This is a genomic window from Pseudomonas sp. NBRC 111130 (assembly GCF_001320485.1).
Lineage (GTDB): Bacteria > Pseudomonadota > Gammaproteobacteria > Pseudomonadales > Pseudomonadaceae > Aquipseudomonas > Aquipseudomonas vlassakiae.
In genome coordinates this window covers 142,353-156,471 of the sequence record NZ_BCBG01000014.1, presented here as the reverse complement: position 1 = coordinate 156,471, position 14,119 = coordinate 142,353, and the positions used below count along the sequence as shown (strand labels likewise).

The following is a 14,119-nucleotide window of genomic DNA, read 5'->3' as shown; positions in this document are numbered from 1 at the left end:
GGCATTCTCAAGCGTTGCGCGAGAGAGGCAGCTCGGCGAACTTCACGCCGGCCAGTCCATGCTTGATCAGTGCACGGATATTGCCATGGTCACTGCCCTCAGGCGTGGCCAGCACGTCACGGTAGTGCTCGCCGAAGGCCAACAGCGCTTCCTGGTCGCTCAAGCCTTCCAGCAGGGCCAGGCCGAGGGTCTTGCACGAGCCTTCGTTCTGCCCGGCAGCATTTTCCCCGCCACCGTTGTTGAATGCCTGAGGCTGGTAGCTGTAGTTGCCAGCAATGAAGGCCAAGGTATCGGCGAAGGCGTGTTGGCCGCTGGCCAGGCTGGTGCGCAGGGTGTTCAGATCAGTCACGAGGTTTTCCTTGTTCAAACGCCGCTTGCTGCTCGGCGCTGGCTTCTTTCTGATATTGGGCTTTCCACTCGGCGTAGGGCATGCCGTACACCGCTTCCCGGGCATCATCCAGGCTGATGTCGACCTGGCGCTCGTCAGCGGCGGCCTTGTACCACTTTGACAGGCAGTTGCGGCAGAAGCCGGAAAGGTTCATCAGGTCGATGTTCTGTACGTCGGTGCGTTTTTGCAGGTGTTCGACCAGGCGCCGGAACGCGGCGGCTTCGAGTTCGAGCTGTTGTTGCTCAGTCATGTCAGTCTCTCAGATCATGCGGTTCTTCAGGTGGCGGCCACCGTTGATGACCACTTGGCTGCCGGTGCTGTACTGGCTGGCGAGCAAGTATTTCACTGTCTCGATCAGTGGTCCGGCGCCGGGTTCGAATTCCAGCAGGGCCTTTTTCAGGGTCTGCTGGCGGTAGGCCTCGTCACCGCCTTCCTTGAGGATCAGCAGGCCCGGCAAGATACCGTTGACGTGCACCTTGGGCGCGTATTTTTCGGCAAACGACAACACCATGTTCTGCAGCGCGGCCTTGGTCGCGGCGTAGCCGATGTGGCCTTTGCTGCCGCGTGAGGAGGTTTCGTCGCAGATGTGGATGATATCGGCCTTGTCGACCTTGTTCAGCAACTCGCCGAGCGCCAGGTTGAGGTGATACGGCGCTTCGACGTGCAGATGGAACATGGTCTCGAGGTTGTCGAGGCCATCGTCGAGCCACAGCGAGGCGTTGTGAATGATTGCACGCAGGCCGTCATAGTTGCGCTGCAGGTGGTCGATCAACGCTTCACGGTCGGCTCTGAGGCAGAGGTCGGCCTGGAACTGCACGATGTTCGGGTGCGCGGACTGCGCCTGGAGGCTGCGGCTGGCACTGACCACCGTATGGCCGGCTTGAGCCAGCTCAAGGGCCAGGGCCAGCCCGACGCGCTGGCTGGCGCCGGTGACGAGAATAGGGCTGTTCATGTGCGGGCGGTCAACTTGTCTGTCCTGTCGTTGCCGCCCAGCATACCCGAACTGTCAGCTCTTGTATGACCTCTGCTCAGCGGCTGCGCAGCGCCGGGCTGGCGGTTGGCGTGGCGTGCAGCCAGTTGGCCAGCAGGCGGGTGGACAAAGGGATGAAGAAATAGACCATGACGGGTGTCAGCGCCAGCGTGCTGAGCATCACCCGGGGTACCAGCTCGAACGTAGCGAGCCAATGCCCGAACAGGGCATTGAACAGCAGCGAGACCGGGAAAAAGGCCAGCCAGATGGCCACGGCCTGCTTCCAGCGAGGTGGTTTTTGCACCATGTTGGTGCCAAACCAGTCGTCAATGCCACTGACGCGCCTCTCTTTGGGGCGCTCGAACAGGCCGTTGCCCCGGGCGAGCCAGGCCCGGCGCGAGGCGGAATGCTCCCAGGCGTGCAGGGTGGGCTCGTCGCTGAAGCGGAAAATGATCTGGAATTCGTCGCTGTGGCGGGGCGGCGCGAGGATGCCCGAGCCGAGGTAGCCGGGGAAGTCGGTGGCCAGCTGCTCGCCTTCGTGCAGCCAGGCCAGCAGGTCCTGGTAGCGGCCATGGGCGGCGCGGCGCGATACCATCAGGGTGACGGGTGGGGTAGACATCGTGTATCTCCTGGCGACGGGGCTGGCGGGTAGCCGGCTCCTGACTGCGTGGCCCGGGGTGGTGGGCAACGTCAATCTCCATGCAATAATCGGGCACGCGGCGGCATCGTGGTGACAGGCTGCCTTTGTCGACTGATCGCAAACGATTGCTGGTTTGCAGCATATGATGTCGTAGTACAATTGCCGCTCAACTTCCGCACACAGGTCACTCCAGTGCAGATGAACAAACAGGGACGTAGCTCGGCTATCGAGGCAGGCCTGCAACACCAGGACCTGTTCCCCATTCGTGAGGTTTCCCGCCTGACCGGCGTCAACACCGTGACCCTGCGTGCCTGGGAGCGCCGTTATGGGCTGATCCAGCCGACACGCACCGACAGCGGTCACCGGCTGTATTCCCAGGCAGATATCGAACAGGTCCGGAGCATCCTGGGTTGGCTCGAACGTGGCGTGGCGGTCAGCAAGGTCGGCGGCATTCTCGCGCGCGGCCAGGCCGTCGCCCAGGCCGTGGTATCGCCTGACAGCAGGGCACAGTGGCAGGCTCAGATACGCCAGGCGGTGAATCGCTTCGACGCGTCAGGCCTGGATCTGCTGTTCGATCAGGTGTTCGCGGCAATCGCTCAGGACCAAGTGTTCAGCGAGGTGTTCTTGCCGGTCTGGCATGATCTTGGCGCAGGGCAGGGGGCGTTCGGCCAGGCCAGCGAGTGGCTGTTCCTCGACCAGTTCTTGCGTGGCCGGGTGTTCTCCCGTTTGCAGCTCTCCCGTCGGCGGCGTGCGCGCCATGTGCTGCTGGCTCCCCTTCCCGGGCTGTGTCACGAACTGGAACTGCTGGTGACCGGCTTGCTGCTGGGCTGCGAGGACATCGGCGTGAGCCTTCTCATGCCCGGCCAGGCGCTGGAAGAACTACCGCTGGTCTGTGAGCGCCTGCGGCCGGATGCGCTGGTGCTGTTCGCCAACCACGCGCCGACCGTCGAATTGAACAAGCGCCTGCGGCGTCTGGCAGCAGGCCTGGAATGCCCATTGCTGCTTGCCGGTGAGGTGTCCGAGAGTGCTCAGGACAGCCTGGCGGGCAGCCCGGTTGCATGCCTCGGTGCGCAAAGTGAGCTGATGCGGCGTCGCTTGCAACAGTATCTGGCTGGTCAGCTCGATACCTGATCGTGCAGTTCTGGATGGGCCTGGCGATGGGCGTGCAAGATGTACTCACGCAGTCGGTCGATTTCTTCACCCGGGCTGCGGCTGAGGTCGTAGGCGGCCAGGTCCGGGCCGATGCTTCGGCGCAGCCTGCCATGCAGGCTGATCGGGCTGATGCCATCCGGGGCGAAATGCAGATCGAAACGCGATGGGGCTTTGGCCGGGCCACGCACCTCGAGCAACGCACCCTTGAACGAAATGTCCCTGACCAGCAGACCACTGGCCTTGCCCTGGGCATCCAGCAGGGCGCTGGGCTGATCCATCGTCAGGCGCCAGGGGCGCAGCGTGGGGCCGTCGTCTTCGTAGATTTCCGGTGAGCCGATCTGCAAATGAACGGCATGGAACTCGTCTTGCACCAGTTGCAGCGGGAAGCTGATCTGCTGGTTGTTGAACTGCGCCTGCAGGGTCACCTGCTCATTGGCCACCAAGCGGGCGAGCAGTGACTGGATGTGGCGGTCACCATTGACCAGCAGGCTCGACATCGAGTCGGCCAGGTTCAATTGCGGGGAATGCTGCATGTCCTGGATAAAGTCCAGTTCGTCCTGGGTCAGGAGCGCTTCTGCTTGCATGATCGAACTCGATGATGACGATTTCTTCAACGGCAATTGACCGTATTCACAGCGCTTGGTTCAGGCGCGTTCGTCGGCATTCCGACGAGCGTGCATTTCGGCCAGTTCGCGCTCGAGTTCGACTTGCCGGCTGACGTCCTTCTGGATACCGATGAAATAGGTGCGCTGGTCGCCAGCGTGCCTCACTGGGGTGATCGACAACTCGTTCCAGAATGCACTGCCATCCTTGCGGTAGTTGCGCAGTATTTCACGGCAGGGACGGCCTTCGGCCAAGGCCTTGCGGATGCGTGCGCGGCCCAGTTGATCGCGATCATCGGCCTGCAGGAAGCGGCAATCCTGATAGAGGATTTCATCCCGGCTGTAGCCGGTCAGGCGTTCGAAGGCCGCATTCACGTAGATCAGGATGGTGTCGTCGCCTTCCTGTTCGGCGACCACGATCCCGTCGTTGGATGCGTCGACCATCGATTGCAGCAGCTGCGCGTTGATCATGTCCGGACCATTGGGGCAATGAAGGGGACTGGGGTGGAGGCGGCCTTTTGCTGGCGCCGAATGCTAGTATCCTACGTTTTAACTCAGTTTCGGAATCCTCTTCCTGATGAAAGTCGCCATTATTTCCGGTTCGGTGTACGGCACCGCCGAAGAAGTCGCCCGCCATGCCGAGTCGTTGCTCAAGGCTGCTGGCCTTGACGCCTGGCATGCTGCCCGTGCTACCCAGCAGGATCTTGAGGGCTTTGGCCCTCAAGCGTTGCTCGCGGTGACTTCGACCACCGGCATGGGAGAACTGCCAGATAACCTGATGCCGCTTTTCAGCAGCATTCGCGACACCCTGCCTGCGGCCTGGCGTGGGCTGCCGGGCGCGGTGATTGCCCTGGGCGATTCGAGCTATGGCGATACCTATTGCGGCGGTGGCGAGCAGATGCGTGAGCTATTTGCCGAACTGGGGGTACGGGAAGTGCTGCCGATGCTGAAGCTCGATGCCAGCGAGACCGTGACCCCAGAGACTGATGCCGAGCCTTGGCTGGCAGCGCTTGTTCAAGCGCTGAAAGCCTGAGGCGTTTCCTCCCGCAACAATGTGAGCCAGGCCTGTGCTGCACGCGACAGGTAGGCTCCACGCCGCCAGATGAAGGCGATATCCCAGCGTAGATCGGTCGGCGCCTCGAGCGGCACGCGCACCACCCCGGGGCGCTCCAGCGCTTTTGCCACCACACGGGGCAGCAGCACCACGCCCTGGCCGGCCGCGACCAGCGCCACGAGGAAATCCGCCTGGCCGCTGCGGCCACCTTCCTTCGGGGTGAAGCCTTGCTGCTGACAAGCCTTGAGCAAGCGGTCGTTGAGCACGAAGCTGCGTTGGTACAGCAGAAACGGCGTATCTGCCAACTGCTTCAAGCTCAACGGGCCCAGCCCGGCAAGCCCATGCCCGGCCGGCAACAGGACATCCAACGGTTCATTGCAGAACGGCTGGTATCCGAACGCCGGGTCGCTCGGGGTGAGGCTGCCGCCCAGCTCCAGTTCGCCACTCTTGACTGCCTGTTCGACGCTACGGCTGCCGCCCTCAAGTAGCTGAATGGCGATGTTCGGATGGCGCCTGCGGTATTCGGCGAACAACCCGGCGAACAAGGTATCGCTGCCCAGCATCGGCAAGCCCAGGCGCAACTCGCCGCGCGCCATGTGGCTTAGGTCGTCCAGCTCACTGAGCAGCTCCTGACGCTGGCGCAACAGCGCTTCGCCGCGCTCTAGCACGATGCGCCCGGCTGCCGTCAGATGCAGTTGCGAGGCTTGGCGCTCAAGCAGCGGCTGGCCCACATCTTGCTCCAGCTGGGCGACTTGCTTGCTCACGGCTGACTGGCTGATGTGCAAGGTCTGCGCGGCTTGGGTAAAGCCGCCGCGATGGATGACTTCGATGAAGCTGCGTAGCTGTTTGAATTCCATGATCGCGATTCCATTGTGGAATGGCTGCCAGTCTAACAATTCGCTTTTGGCCTAGGCAGACGAATCTTAAAATGAGGGCCTGTCGAGGAACGTTCACCCATGAAACACGCATTACTGAAGAAAACGCTGCGCCTGCTCGCCGAGCTGGCGGTGCTGCTTGCCCTGTTCCTGTTCGGTGGCCAACTGGCCGCCTGGCTGAGTTGGCCGATTCCGGGCGGAGTAATGGGCCTTGGCCTGCTGTTGCTGCTGTTTGCCTTTGGTGTGCTCAAGCCGGCCACCTTGCAAATGGGCGCTGGCTGGCTGATGGCGGAAATGCTGCTGTTTTTCATCCCGGCACTCATGAGCCTGCTCGATTACGGCAGCCTGGTGCAAAGCGAAGGCTGGCGTATTTTGCTGGTCATCGCCGTGAGCACCCTGATGGTCATGGTGGTGACCGCCGTCACTGTGGAAGCGGTCTGCCGCTGGAGGCTGCGCCGTGAGCCTTGAACCCATGCCGCTGTTCTGGCTGGTGCTGACCTTGGTCGCCTACCTGGCCAGCCGCTGGCTTTATCGGCGCACCGGACGCTACCTGATGTCGCCCCTGATTCTGGTCCCGGCATTGCTGTTGGCGGTGGCTGTGCCACTGCACACGGCCTACGCCGAGTATTCGCGCAACACCCATTGGCTGATGAGCGTGCTGGGCCCGGTGACCGTCGCCTTTGCCGTGCCGATCTGGCAACAGCGGGCGATGCTGGCGCGTCATTGGCCTGCGCTGTTGATGGGTATGGTGGCCGGCAGCGCGGCGTCGATCGCCAGTTCCTGGAGCCTGGCGCACTTGCTGGCGCTGGATGATGCGATCAGCCTGTCGTTGGTGCCGCGTTCAATCACCACGCCATTTGCCATGCCGCTGGCCCATGACCTGGGTGGCGTGCCAGAACTGACGGCGGTATTCGTGATGTTCACCGGGGTGCTGGGTGCGATGTTCGGCGGCCTGCTGCTGCGCTGGCTGCCATTGCGTACACCTCTGGCGCGTGGCGCGCTGTTCGGTGTGGGCGCGCATGGTGCGGGGGTCAGCCGGGCTCGCGAAGTGGGCTGTGAAGAGGGTTCGGTGGCCGGCCTGGTCATGGTCCTCACCGGCCTGCTCAACCTGTTCGCCGCGCCATTGCTGGCGATGCTGCTATGACCGTACGAGCCACTGACTCGCTCGGTCATCAAGCTGGCTGTTAACGCAATTTTCACATGATGGACCGGTGATTACACTCGGCCTCGATATAGAGAGCACATGAAAGTGCCGAGGTGAATGCAATGACCGCAGCCTTGCCCTATCCCGTCATCACCCCTCCACCGGGACAATTCTGATGCCTATGGCCGAGATTCCATTGCGCGTCTGGCGTACCCGGGGGCAGGATTTTTCGTTCCGGGGCCAGAGCATCCGCTACTGGACCGCAGGGCAAGGAGAGCCCCTGCTTCTTTTGCACGGATTTCCCACCGCAAGTTGGGATTGGCATTACCTATGGGCGCCGCTGACCCAGCGCTTCCGGGTGATTGCCTGCGACATGCTCGGCTTCGGCGATTCTGCCAAGCCGCTCAACCACCGCTACAGCCTGATCGAGCAAGCAGACCTGCAGCAGGCGTTGCTGAGCCATCTGGATATCCACCAGCCGATTCATCTGCTGGCGCATGACTACGGTGGCAGCGTCGCTCAGGAACTGCTGTCGCGCCACCACGAACAGCGTGCCGATATCGCCAGTTGCGTGTTCCTCAACAGTGGGTTGTTCCCGGAAAGCTGTCAGATCCCAAGAATCCAGAAGCTGCTGCTCAGTCGCCTGGGCTGGCTGGTGGGGCGTTCGTTCGGGCGCGACGATCTGGTGCGCAACGTCATCCAGATCTACGGCCCGTGCACCCACCCAAGTGAAAGCGCGCTGGACGATTGCTGGAGCCTGATCGCCAGCCGCAACGGTACGCGCATCCTGCACAAGCTGGTGGGTTACCAGCCTGAGCGAAGGCAGCACCGCGAGCGCTGGGTCGGGGCTTTGCAGCGCAGTGGTGTGCCGTTGCGGTTCATAAACGGCATTGCCGACCCTTTGTCCGGTGCGCAGATGGTCGAGCGCTATCGGCAGCTGGTGCCGCACCCCGATATCGTGCAACTGCAAGGCATCGGCCACTACCCGCACACCGAAGCGCCGGCGCAGGTGCTGCGCCATTACCTGGCCTTTCGCGAACAGCTGCTGAGCTATTTACCGCAGAAAGTCGCCTGGTCCTGAGCCGCGATCATCGCCTACCGTTATCGCCCGGCATTCAGCCAGGGTGAGCTTGATTGTTCGCTTGCCTGGGCGGGCGGACAATCGATGCATTCAACCTGACCTGGAGCCTTGAGCATGAGCGAGCCGGTACGTCTGCAAGACCGTGTAGTGATCGTCACCGGAGCCGGTGGCGGCCTGGGCCGTGCCCATGCCTTGCTGTTTGCCGCACGTGGCGCCAGGGTCGTGGTCAATGACCTGGGCGGCTCGACCCATGGAAAAGGTGCCAATGCGTCGGCCGCCGACAAGGTCGTGGCCGAAATCCGCGCTGCCGGGGGCACTGCGGTGGCCAACCACGATTCGGTGGGCGACGGTGCGCGCATCGTCGAACAAGCGCTGGACAGTTTCGGCAGGGTCGATGTGCTGGTGAACAACGCCGGCATCCTGCGCGACAAGGCCTTCCACAAAATGGACGACAGCGATTGGGATCTGGTCTACAAGGTCCACGTCGAAGGCGCCTACAAGGTCACCCGGGCTGCCTGGCCACACCTGCGTGAGCAGAACTGGGGGCGGGTAATCTTCACTGCTTCAACCTCGGGCATCTACGGCAACTTCGGCCAGGCCAACTACGGCATGGCCAAACTGGGGCTGTATGGTTTGACCCGCACCCTGGCCATCGAAGGGCGCAAGCATGGCGTGCTGGTCAACGCCATCGCCCCGACCGGTGGCACGCGCATGACCGAAGGGCTGATACCCCCACAGGTGTTCGAGCGGCTCAGGCCGGAGTTGATCAGCCCTTTGGTGGTCTACCTGAGCAGCGAGCAGTGCCAGGACAGCGGCGAATTGTTCGAGGTGGGCGGTGGCTGGGTGGGCAAGGTGCGCTGGGAGCGTAGCCTCGGGGTCGGTTTCAATCCCGAGCAGGGGTTCACCCCGGAGCAGGTCGCGGAACACTGGGCGCAGATTGGTGATTTCGAAGGGGCAGTGCACCCGCAGGACAACCTGCAGGCGTTGCAACAGATGATGGCCAACCTGCAGAAATAAAAAAGGCCGCTGCAAGACGCAGCGGCCAATCGAGACGTTAGATCAAGGAGCTTCAAAATCAACGTCGGTGAACCTCGCGGGCCTGAAAGGCGGGGGGGTAGAGCCCTTCATGCCGGCCAGTGAGGCAAGAATAAGCGCTTGATCCAGTGGGAAAAATAGCCGCTTGTGACATTCACCTTTACGTTTCGGGCAACAGTGCCGGCGGGCACTTCACGCCGCTGGCGAATAGCCCATGCGCCAGCTGGTATTCCGCGCCGCTGCCAGCAGGCGCTGTGCAGCTGGTCCGTGTTCATCAGCGTGGAAGATCGAGGTCGGGCCGACCACGGTCATCACCGCCGCGATCTGCCCCATGGCGTTGAATACCGGGGCAGATAACGCATCCACACCTGGCATCAAAAGGCCGTGCACATGGTGCAGGCCTTGTTGGCGGATGCCTGCCAGCAAGCCTTCGTAGTCGCTGGCGCGCTGCTGCAGCACGGCCAGCTCGCGGTCACGCAGCTCGACGGTTTCACGCTCGGGCAGATGGGCTGCAAACACCAGGCCGGTGGAGGAACTGAGCAGCGGCAGCACCGAACCGATCTGTGTCACCACCGTGACTGCGCGCACGGCGGGCTCGATGCTGACCACGGTGGCGCCCTGATTGCCCCACACGGCGAGGAAGCAACTCTCGTTCAGCTCATCGCGCAATTGCGACAGTGGCAGTGCTGCCACTTTCAGTACATCAATGCTGCCCAGCGCCGCCAGCCCCACGCGCAATGCCTCGCGCCCCAAGCCATAGTGGTTGGTGGCGGCATCCTGCTCGGCGAAACCACTGGCGATCAGCGCCTGCAGGTAGCGGTGCACCTTGCTCGCCGGCATCTGCACATGTTCGGCCAGGCGCGACAGCGGGGTAGACGGCGACAGTTCAGCGAGGGCCTTGAGAATGTCGGTGCCGACTTCCGCCGAGCGGACTTTCTGCTTGCCGTTGTCGGCGGGGGGGCTGGCTTTGGCCATGGGTAGGAGGCTTCCGGATTTTTCGCGTCGCGCCTTTATAGCTTGACGCCTGACGGGGAGCAAATTACGTTATTCGTAATCTGATTACGACAAAAACAATATCCGGAGGCTTCGATGAACCGCGACACGTCCCCCGATCTTCAATACCTGAGCGGTTTCGGCAACGAATTCGCCAGCGAAGCCCTGCCAGGCGCCCTGCCGGTGGGGCAAAACTCGCCACAGAAGGCCCCCTACGGTTTGTACGCCGAACTGCTATCGGGCACGGCGTTCACCATGGCCCGCAGCGAGCTGCGCCGTACCTGGTTGTATCGCATCCGCCCGTCGGCCTTGCACCCGCGCTTCGAGCGCCTGCAGCGCCAGCCATTGGGCGGCCCGCTGGGCGCGGTCACGCCCAACCGCCTGCGCTGGAATCCGCAGCCCATCCCCAGCGAGCCAACCGATTTCATCGAAGGCTGGCTGTCGATGGTGGCCAATTCGGCCGCCGAGAAGCCGGCAGGGGTCAGCATCTACATCTATCGCGCCAACCGTTCCATGGAACGGGTGTTTTTCGATGCCGACGGCGAACTGCTGCTGGTGCCGGAACAGGGCCGCCTGCGCATCGCAACCGAACTGGGCGTCATGGATGTCGAGCCTCAGGAAATCGCCGTGATCCCGCGGGGCATGAAGTTCCGTGTCGAATTGCCCGATGGCCAGGCCCGGGGCTACATCGCCGAAAACCACGGCGCGCCGCTGCGCCTGCCTGACCTGGGCCCTATCGGTAGCAACGGCCTGGCCAACCCGCGTGATTTCCTCACCCCGGTGGCGCACTACGAAGAACTCAATGGCCCGGTGCAACTGGTGCAGAAGTTCCTCGGTGAGCATTGGGCCTGCCAACTGCAGCACTCGCCGCTGGACGTGGTCGCCTGGCATGGCAGCAACGTGCCCTACAAGTATGACCTGCGCCGATTCAACACCCTTGGCACGGTCAGCTTCGATCATCCGGATCCGTCGATCTTCACCGTGCTGACTTCGCCGACCAGCGTGCACGGCATGGCCAACATGGACTTCGTGATCTTCCCGCCGCGCTGGATGGTAGCCGAGAACACCTTCCGTCCACCGTGGTTCCACCGCAACCTGATGAATGAGTTCATGGGCCTGATCAACGGTGCCTACGACGCCAAGGCCGAAGGTTTCCTGCCGGGCGGTGCCTCGTTGCATGGGGTGATGAGCGCCCACGGCCCGGATGCCGAAACCTGCGAAAAGGCCATCGCTGCCGAGCTGGCTCCGCACAAGATCGACAACACCATGGCTTTCATGTTCGAGACCAGCCAAGTGCTGCGCCCGAGCCTGCAGGCCCTCGACAGCCCGCAATTGCAGGCCGACTACGATAGTTGCTGGGCCACCTTGCCGAGCACCTTCAACCCGAACCGGAGATAACCCATGAACCAGACCGCCATTGCCCGTAGCTGGGTCGAGCACGCCAACGGGCACAGCGACTTCCCGCTGCAGAACCTGCCGCTGGGCGTCTTCAGCCGCCCGGGTGAAGCACTGCGCTGTGGCGTCGCCATCGGCGATGCCATCCTTGACCTGGAGGCCGCGTTGGCCGCGGGCCTGTTCACTGGCCAGGCCAAGGCAGCGGTGGAAGCCACCCGCGGTGGTGCGCTGAACGCGTTCTTCGCCCTGGGGCGTGCTGCCCGGGTGGCGCTGCGTGAGCGTCTGCTGGTGCTGCTGGGCGAACACAGCGAACACCAGGCTGAACTCAAGGCTGCGCTGTATCCAGCCAGTGAGTGCCAGTTGCACCTGCCGGCCAAGGTCGGTGACTACACCGATTTCTACGTCGGCATCCAGCACGCCACCAATGTCGGCAAGCTGTTCCGCCCCGACAATCCGCTGCTGCCCAACTACAAATACGTACCGATCGGCTACCACGGCCGCGCCTCGACCTTGCGTCCCTCGGGGGCCGAGGTCCGTCGCCCGAAAGGCCAGACCCTGCCGCCCGGCCACACCGAACCGAGCTTCGGCCCCTGCGCGCGGCTGGACTACGAACTGGAGTTGGGCATCTGGATCGGCCAAGGCAACGACATCGGCCAGGCCATCCCGATTGCCGAAGCTGACCAGCACCTTGCCGGCCTGTGCTTGCTCAATGATTGGTCGGCGCGGGATATCCAGGCCTGGGAATATCAGCCACTGGGCCCGTTCCTGTCGAAGAGCTTCATCACTACGCTTTCGCCTTGGGTAGTCACTGCCGAGGCCCTGGAGCCGTTCCGCTGTGCCCAGCCGGCCCGGCCGGAGGGGGACCCGCAGCCGCTGCCTTACCTGCTCGACGAGCGTGACCAGGCCAATGGCGCCTTCGATATCGAGCTGGAAGTGCTGCTGCTCACCGAGCGCATGCGCGAGCAGGGTATGCCGGCCCAGCGTCTGGCCTTGAGCAACACCCTGAACATGTACTGGACCGTTGCCCAGCTGATCACCCACCACAGCGTCAACGGCTGCCAGTTGCAGCCTGGCGACCTGTTTGGTTCCGGCACGCTGTCCGGTGCCTCACCCGATTCGTACGGCAGCCTGCTGGAGACCACCGTAGGCGGCAAGCAGCCGGTGGAGCTGGCCAGCGGCGAAATCCGCAAGTTCCTCGAAGACGGTGACGAGATCATCCTGCGCGCCCGCTGCAAGCGTGAGGGCGTGGCCAGCATCGGCTTCGGCGAATGCCGCGGCAAGATCATCGCAGCCAACTGAGGGAGCAGGCCATGGAGCTGTATACCTATTACCGTTCCACCTCTTCCTATCGGGTGCGCATTGCCTTGGCGCTGAAGGGCCTGGACTACCAGGCCCTGCCGGTCAACCTGCTCAAGGGCGACCAGCGCGGTGATGCCTACGTCGCGGTGAACCCGCAAGGCCGGGTGCCGGCCTTACGAACCGACGGCGGTGAATTGCTGGTGCAGTCGCCAGCGATCATCGAGTACCTGGAAGAGGTTTATCCACAGCCCGCGTTGCTGCCGGCTGGCGCTGCGCTGCGGGCCAAGGTGCGTGGCGTGGCGGCAATCATCGGTTGCGATGTGCACCCGCTGCACAATGTCAGCGTGCTCAACCAACTGCGCCAGCTGGGCCACGACGAGGCGCAGGTCAATCAGTGGATCGCACACTGGATCGGCCAGGGGCTGGCCGCCGTTGAGCAGTTGATTGGCGATCACGGTTATTGCTTTGGCGACGAGCCGGGGCTGGCGGATGTCTACCTGATTCCGCAGCTGTATGCGGCCGAGCGCTTCAACATCGACCTCAGCGGCTACCCCCGCATAGCCCGGGTCGCTGCACTGGCCAAGGCGCATCCGGCGTTCGCCAGGGCGCACCCGTCCTGTCAGGTGGACACGCCGACTCAGTGAATCGAACGGTTCACTGCCGGTAGCTTGCCGATACGTTCGGACAGCTTAAGGCGTTGAACCGGGTCGTCGGTCAGCAGCAGGGCGTGTTCCAGGTCGAAACGTTCGGCCTGCGGGCAGTCCAGGTGTTGATACAGCGTTGCGCGGGTCACGTAGTCACTGACTTGGGCCGGGCCCAGTTGCATGACCCGTTCGGCGTCGATCAGTGCAGCCAAGTGGTTGTCGTTGCTCATATGCAACTGGCGCAGGTTGCGCGAAAGGCGCTGCAGTATCTGTGTGGCACTGGCGCTGCGCAGGTGTTCGGCAGTCAGCGGCACATGCGGGCCAAACTGGCGCGCCAGCAGCTCGCGGCAGTCCTTGGGGTACAGGCGCCGGCCCCCACAAGGGTCGAGCAAGTGGTCGGCACCGGGTACGCGCAGCAGGAAATGCCCAGGGAATGCCACGCCTTCCAGGGGTATGGACAGGCGCCGGGCGAGTTCCAGAGCAACGATCGCCAATGCCAGGGGCTGGCCGCGTCGGCGCTGCAGTACCTTGTCCAGCAACGCCGCATGCGGCCGCAGCGGATGGAGTTCGTCCTGCTGGAAACCCAGTGCATTGAGCTGTCGCAGCAGCGGCTGGGCCAGTTCGGATAATGGCAGCATGGGCAGGCAGGCACTGATCTGCCCTTGCAGGTTTTGCAACGTGGCAAGGCTGGCCGCAGGCTCGACCTTTCGATCATGCTCGGCGGCAATCCACAACGCAGCTTCCAGCAGGGCGACCGGCTCGCGCTCCAGGCAGGCCAGGCAGGCTTGACGTGGCTTCATCAGGGCTCTCCACACACGCTTGAGTATTAGCCGTGGGGCGTGGATTC

Annotated in this window: 18 protein-coding genes; 9 read left to right on the top strand and 9 right to left on the bottom strand. The window is 63.1% G+C overall.

Translation table 11 applies throughout. The features are described 5' to 3' along the window. Window positions 1-7: 7 nt before the first annotated feature. The 4 genes from APH33_RS08605 to APH33_RS08590 form a co-directional block, all read right to left on the bottom strand. Window positions 8-349, bottom strand: a complete 342-nt coding sequence (locus tag APH33_RS08605; RefSeq protein WP_054884725.1) for a HopJ type III effector protein — start codon at window positions 347-349, stop codon at window positions 8-10. Then, window positions 342-638 carry a DUF1244 domain-containing protein gene (locus APH33_RS08600; protein WP_054884724.1) on the bottom strand — a complete coding sequence of 99 codons (297 nt, stop codon included), beginning with the start codon at window positions 636-638 and terminating at the stop codon, window positions 342-344. Before APH33_RS08600 ends, APH33_RS08605 begins: the two co-directional genes overlap by 8 nt. 9 nt (window positions 639-647) lie before the next feature. Beyond that, complete coding sequence (gene folM / locus APH33_RS08595) at window positions 648-1,340, bottom strand: dihydromonapterin reductase (RefSeq protein WP_054884723.1); 693 nt, start codon at window positions 1,338-1,340, stop codon at window positions 648-650. A 76-nt stretch (window positions 1,341-1,416) separates the two neighbouring features. After that, window positions 1,417-1,977, bottom strand: coding sequence for a hypothetical protein (locus APH33_RS08590; RefSeq protein WP_054884722.1), 561 nt, complete (start codon window positions 1,975-1,977; stop codon window positions 1,417-1,419). A 219-nt stretch (window positions 1,978-2,196) separates the two neighbouring features. On the opposite strand from APH33_RS08590, the gene APH33_RS08585 reads away from it, so the two are divergent. After that, complete coding sequence (locus APH33_RS08585; protein WP_054884733.1) at window positions 2,197-3,129, top strand: MerR family transcriptional regulator; 933 nt, start codon at window positions 2,197-2,199, stop codon at window positions 3,127-3,129. On the opposite strand, the gene APH33_RS08580 is transcribed toward APH33_RS08585, so the two are convergent. Continuing rightward, complete coding sequence (locus tag APH33_RS08580; protein ID WP_054884721.1) at window positions 3,114-3,734, bottom strand: hypothetical protein; 621 nt, start codon at window positions 3,732-3,734, stop codon at window positions 3,114-3,116. The two genes, APH33_RS08585 and APH33_RS08580, sit on opposite strands and share 16 nt — an antisense overlap. Window positions 3,735-3,794: 60 nt before the next feature. Continuing rightward, complete coding sequence (locus APH33_RS08575) at window positions 3,795-4,223, bottom strand: PAS domain S-box protein (protein ID WP_054884720.1); 429 nt, start codon at window positions 4,221-4,223, stop codon at window positions 3,795-3,797. Between the two features lie 106 nt (window positions 4,224-4,329). On the opposite strand from APH33_RS08575, the gene APH33_RS08570 reads away from it, so the two are divergent. Beyond that, window positions 4,330-4,785, top strand: a complete 456-nt coding sequence (locus APH33_RS08570; RefSeq protein ID WP_054884719.1) for a flavodoxin — start codon at window positions 4,330-4,332, stop codon at window positions 4,783-4,785. Here the strand turns inward: APH33_RS08570 and APH33_RS08565 are convergent. Further along, entirely contained in the window at window positions 4,767-5,663 is an 897-nt protein-coding gene (locus APH33_RS08565) for a LysR family transcriptional regulator (protein WP_054884718.1), read from the bottom strand. The genes APH33_RS08570 and APH33_RS08565 overlap by 19 nt on opposite strands. 99 nt (window positions 5,664-5,762) lie before the next feature. Between APH33_RS08565 and APH33_RS08560 the strand changes: the two genes are divergently transcribed. The 4 genes from APH33_RS08560 to APH33_RS08545 all read left to right on the top strand — a co-directional run bounded on the left by APH33_RS08560 (window position 5,763) and on the right by APH33_RS08545 (window position 8,923). Beyond that, window positions 5,763-6,149: a CidA/LrgA family protein gene (locus APH33_RS08560; RefSeq protein ID WP_054884717.1), complete on the top strand. Its 387-nt coding sequence runs from the start codon at window positions 5,763-5,765 to the stop codon at window positions 6,147-6,149. Next, window positions 6,139-6,825 carry an LrgB family protein gene (locus tag APH33_RS08555; protein ID WP_054884716.1) on the top strand — a complete coding sequence of 229 codons (687 nt, stop codon included), beginning with the start codon at window positions 6,139-6,141 and terminating at the stop codon, window positions 6,823-6,825. Before APH33_RS08560 ends, APH33_RS08555 begins: the two co-directional genes overlap by 11 nt. A 175-nt stretch (window positions 6,826-7,000) precedes the next feature. Beyond that, window positions 7,001-7,906, top strand: a complete 906-nt coding sequence (locus APH33_RS08550; RefSeq protein WP_054884715.1) for an alpha/beta fold hydrolase — start codon at window positions 7,001-7,003, stop codon at window positions 7,904-7,906. A 114-nt stretch (window positions 7,907-8,020) separates the two neighbouring features. Beyond that, complete coding sequence (locus APH33_RS08545; RefSeq protein ID WP_054884714.1) at window positions 8,021-8,923, top strand: SDR family oxidoreductase; 903 nt, start codon at window positions 8,021-8,023, stop codon at window positions 8,921-8,923. 210 nt (window positions 8,924-9,133) lie between these two features. On the opposite strand, the gene APH33_RS08540 is transcribed toward APH33_RS08545, so the two are convergent. Next, window positions 9,134-9,916, bottom strand: a complete 783-nt coding sequence (locus APH33_RS08540) for an IclR family transcriptional regulator (protein ID WP_054884713.1) — start codon at window positions 9,914-9,916, stop codon at window positions 9,134-9,136. A gap of 114 nt (window positions 9,917-10,030) precedes the next feature. On the opposite strand from APH33_RS08540, the gene hmgA reads away from it, so the two are divergent. The 3 genes from hmgA to maiA are packed head-to-tail and all read left to right on the top strand — an operon-like array spanning window position 10,031 to window position 13,272. Next, window positions 10,031-11,332 (top strand): homogentisate 1,2-dioxygenase, encoded by a 1,302-nt coding sequence (gene hmgA / locus APH33_RS08535; RefSeq protein ID WP_054884712.1) that lies wholly within the window; start codon window positions 10,031-10,033, stop codon window positions 11,330-11,332. A 3-nt stretch (window positions 11,333-11,335) separates the two neighbouring features. After that, entirely contained in the window at window positions 11,336-12,628 is a 1,293-nt protein-coding gene (fahA, locus tag APH33_RS08530; RefSeq protein ID WP_054884711.1) for a fumarylacetoacetase, read from the top strand. 11 nt (window positions 12,629-12,639) lie between these two features. After that, entirely contained in the window at window positions 12,640-13,272 is a 633-nt protein-coding gene (maiA, locus tag APH33_RS08525) for a maleylacetoacetate isomerase (RefSeq protein ID WP_054884710.1), read from the top strand. On the opposite strand, the gene APH33_RS08520 is transcribed toward maiA, so the two are convergent. After that, the gene (locus tag APH33_RS08520) at window positions 13,266-14,072 is read right to left on the bottom strand and encodes a SirB1 family protein (RefSeq protein WP_054884709.1); all 807 of its coding nucleotides are present in this window, start codon (window positions 14,070-14,072) and stop codon (window positions 13,266-13,268) included. The two genes, maiA and APH33_RS08520, sit on opposite strands and share 7 nt — an antisense overlap. Window positions 14,073-14,119 lie beyond the last annotated feature (47 nt).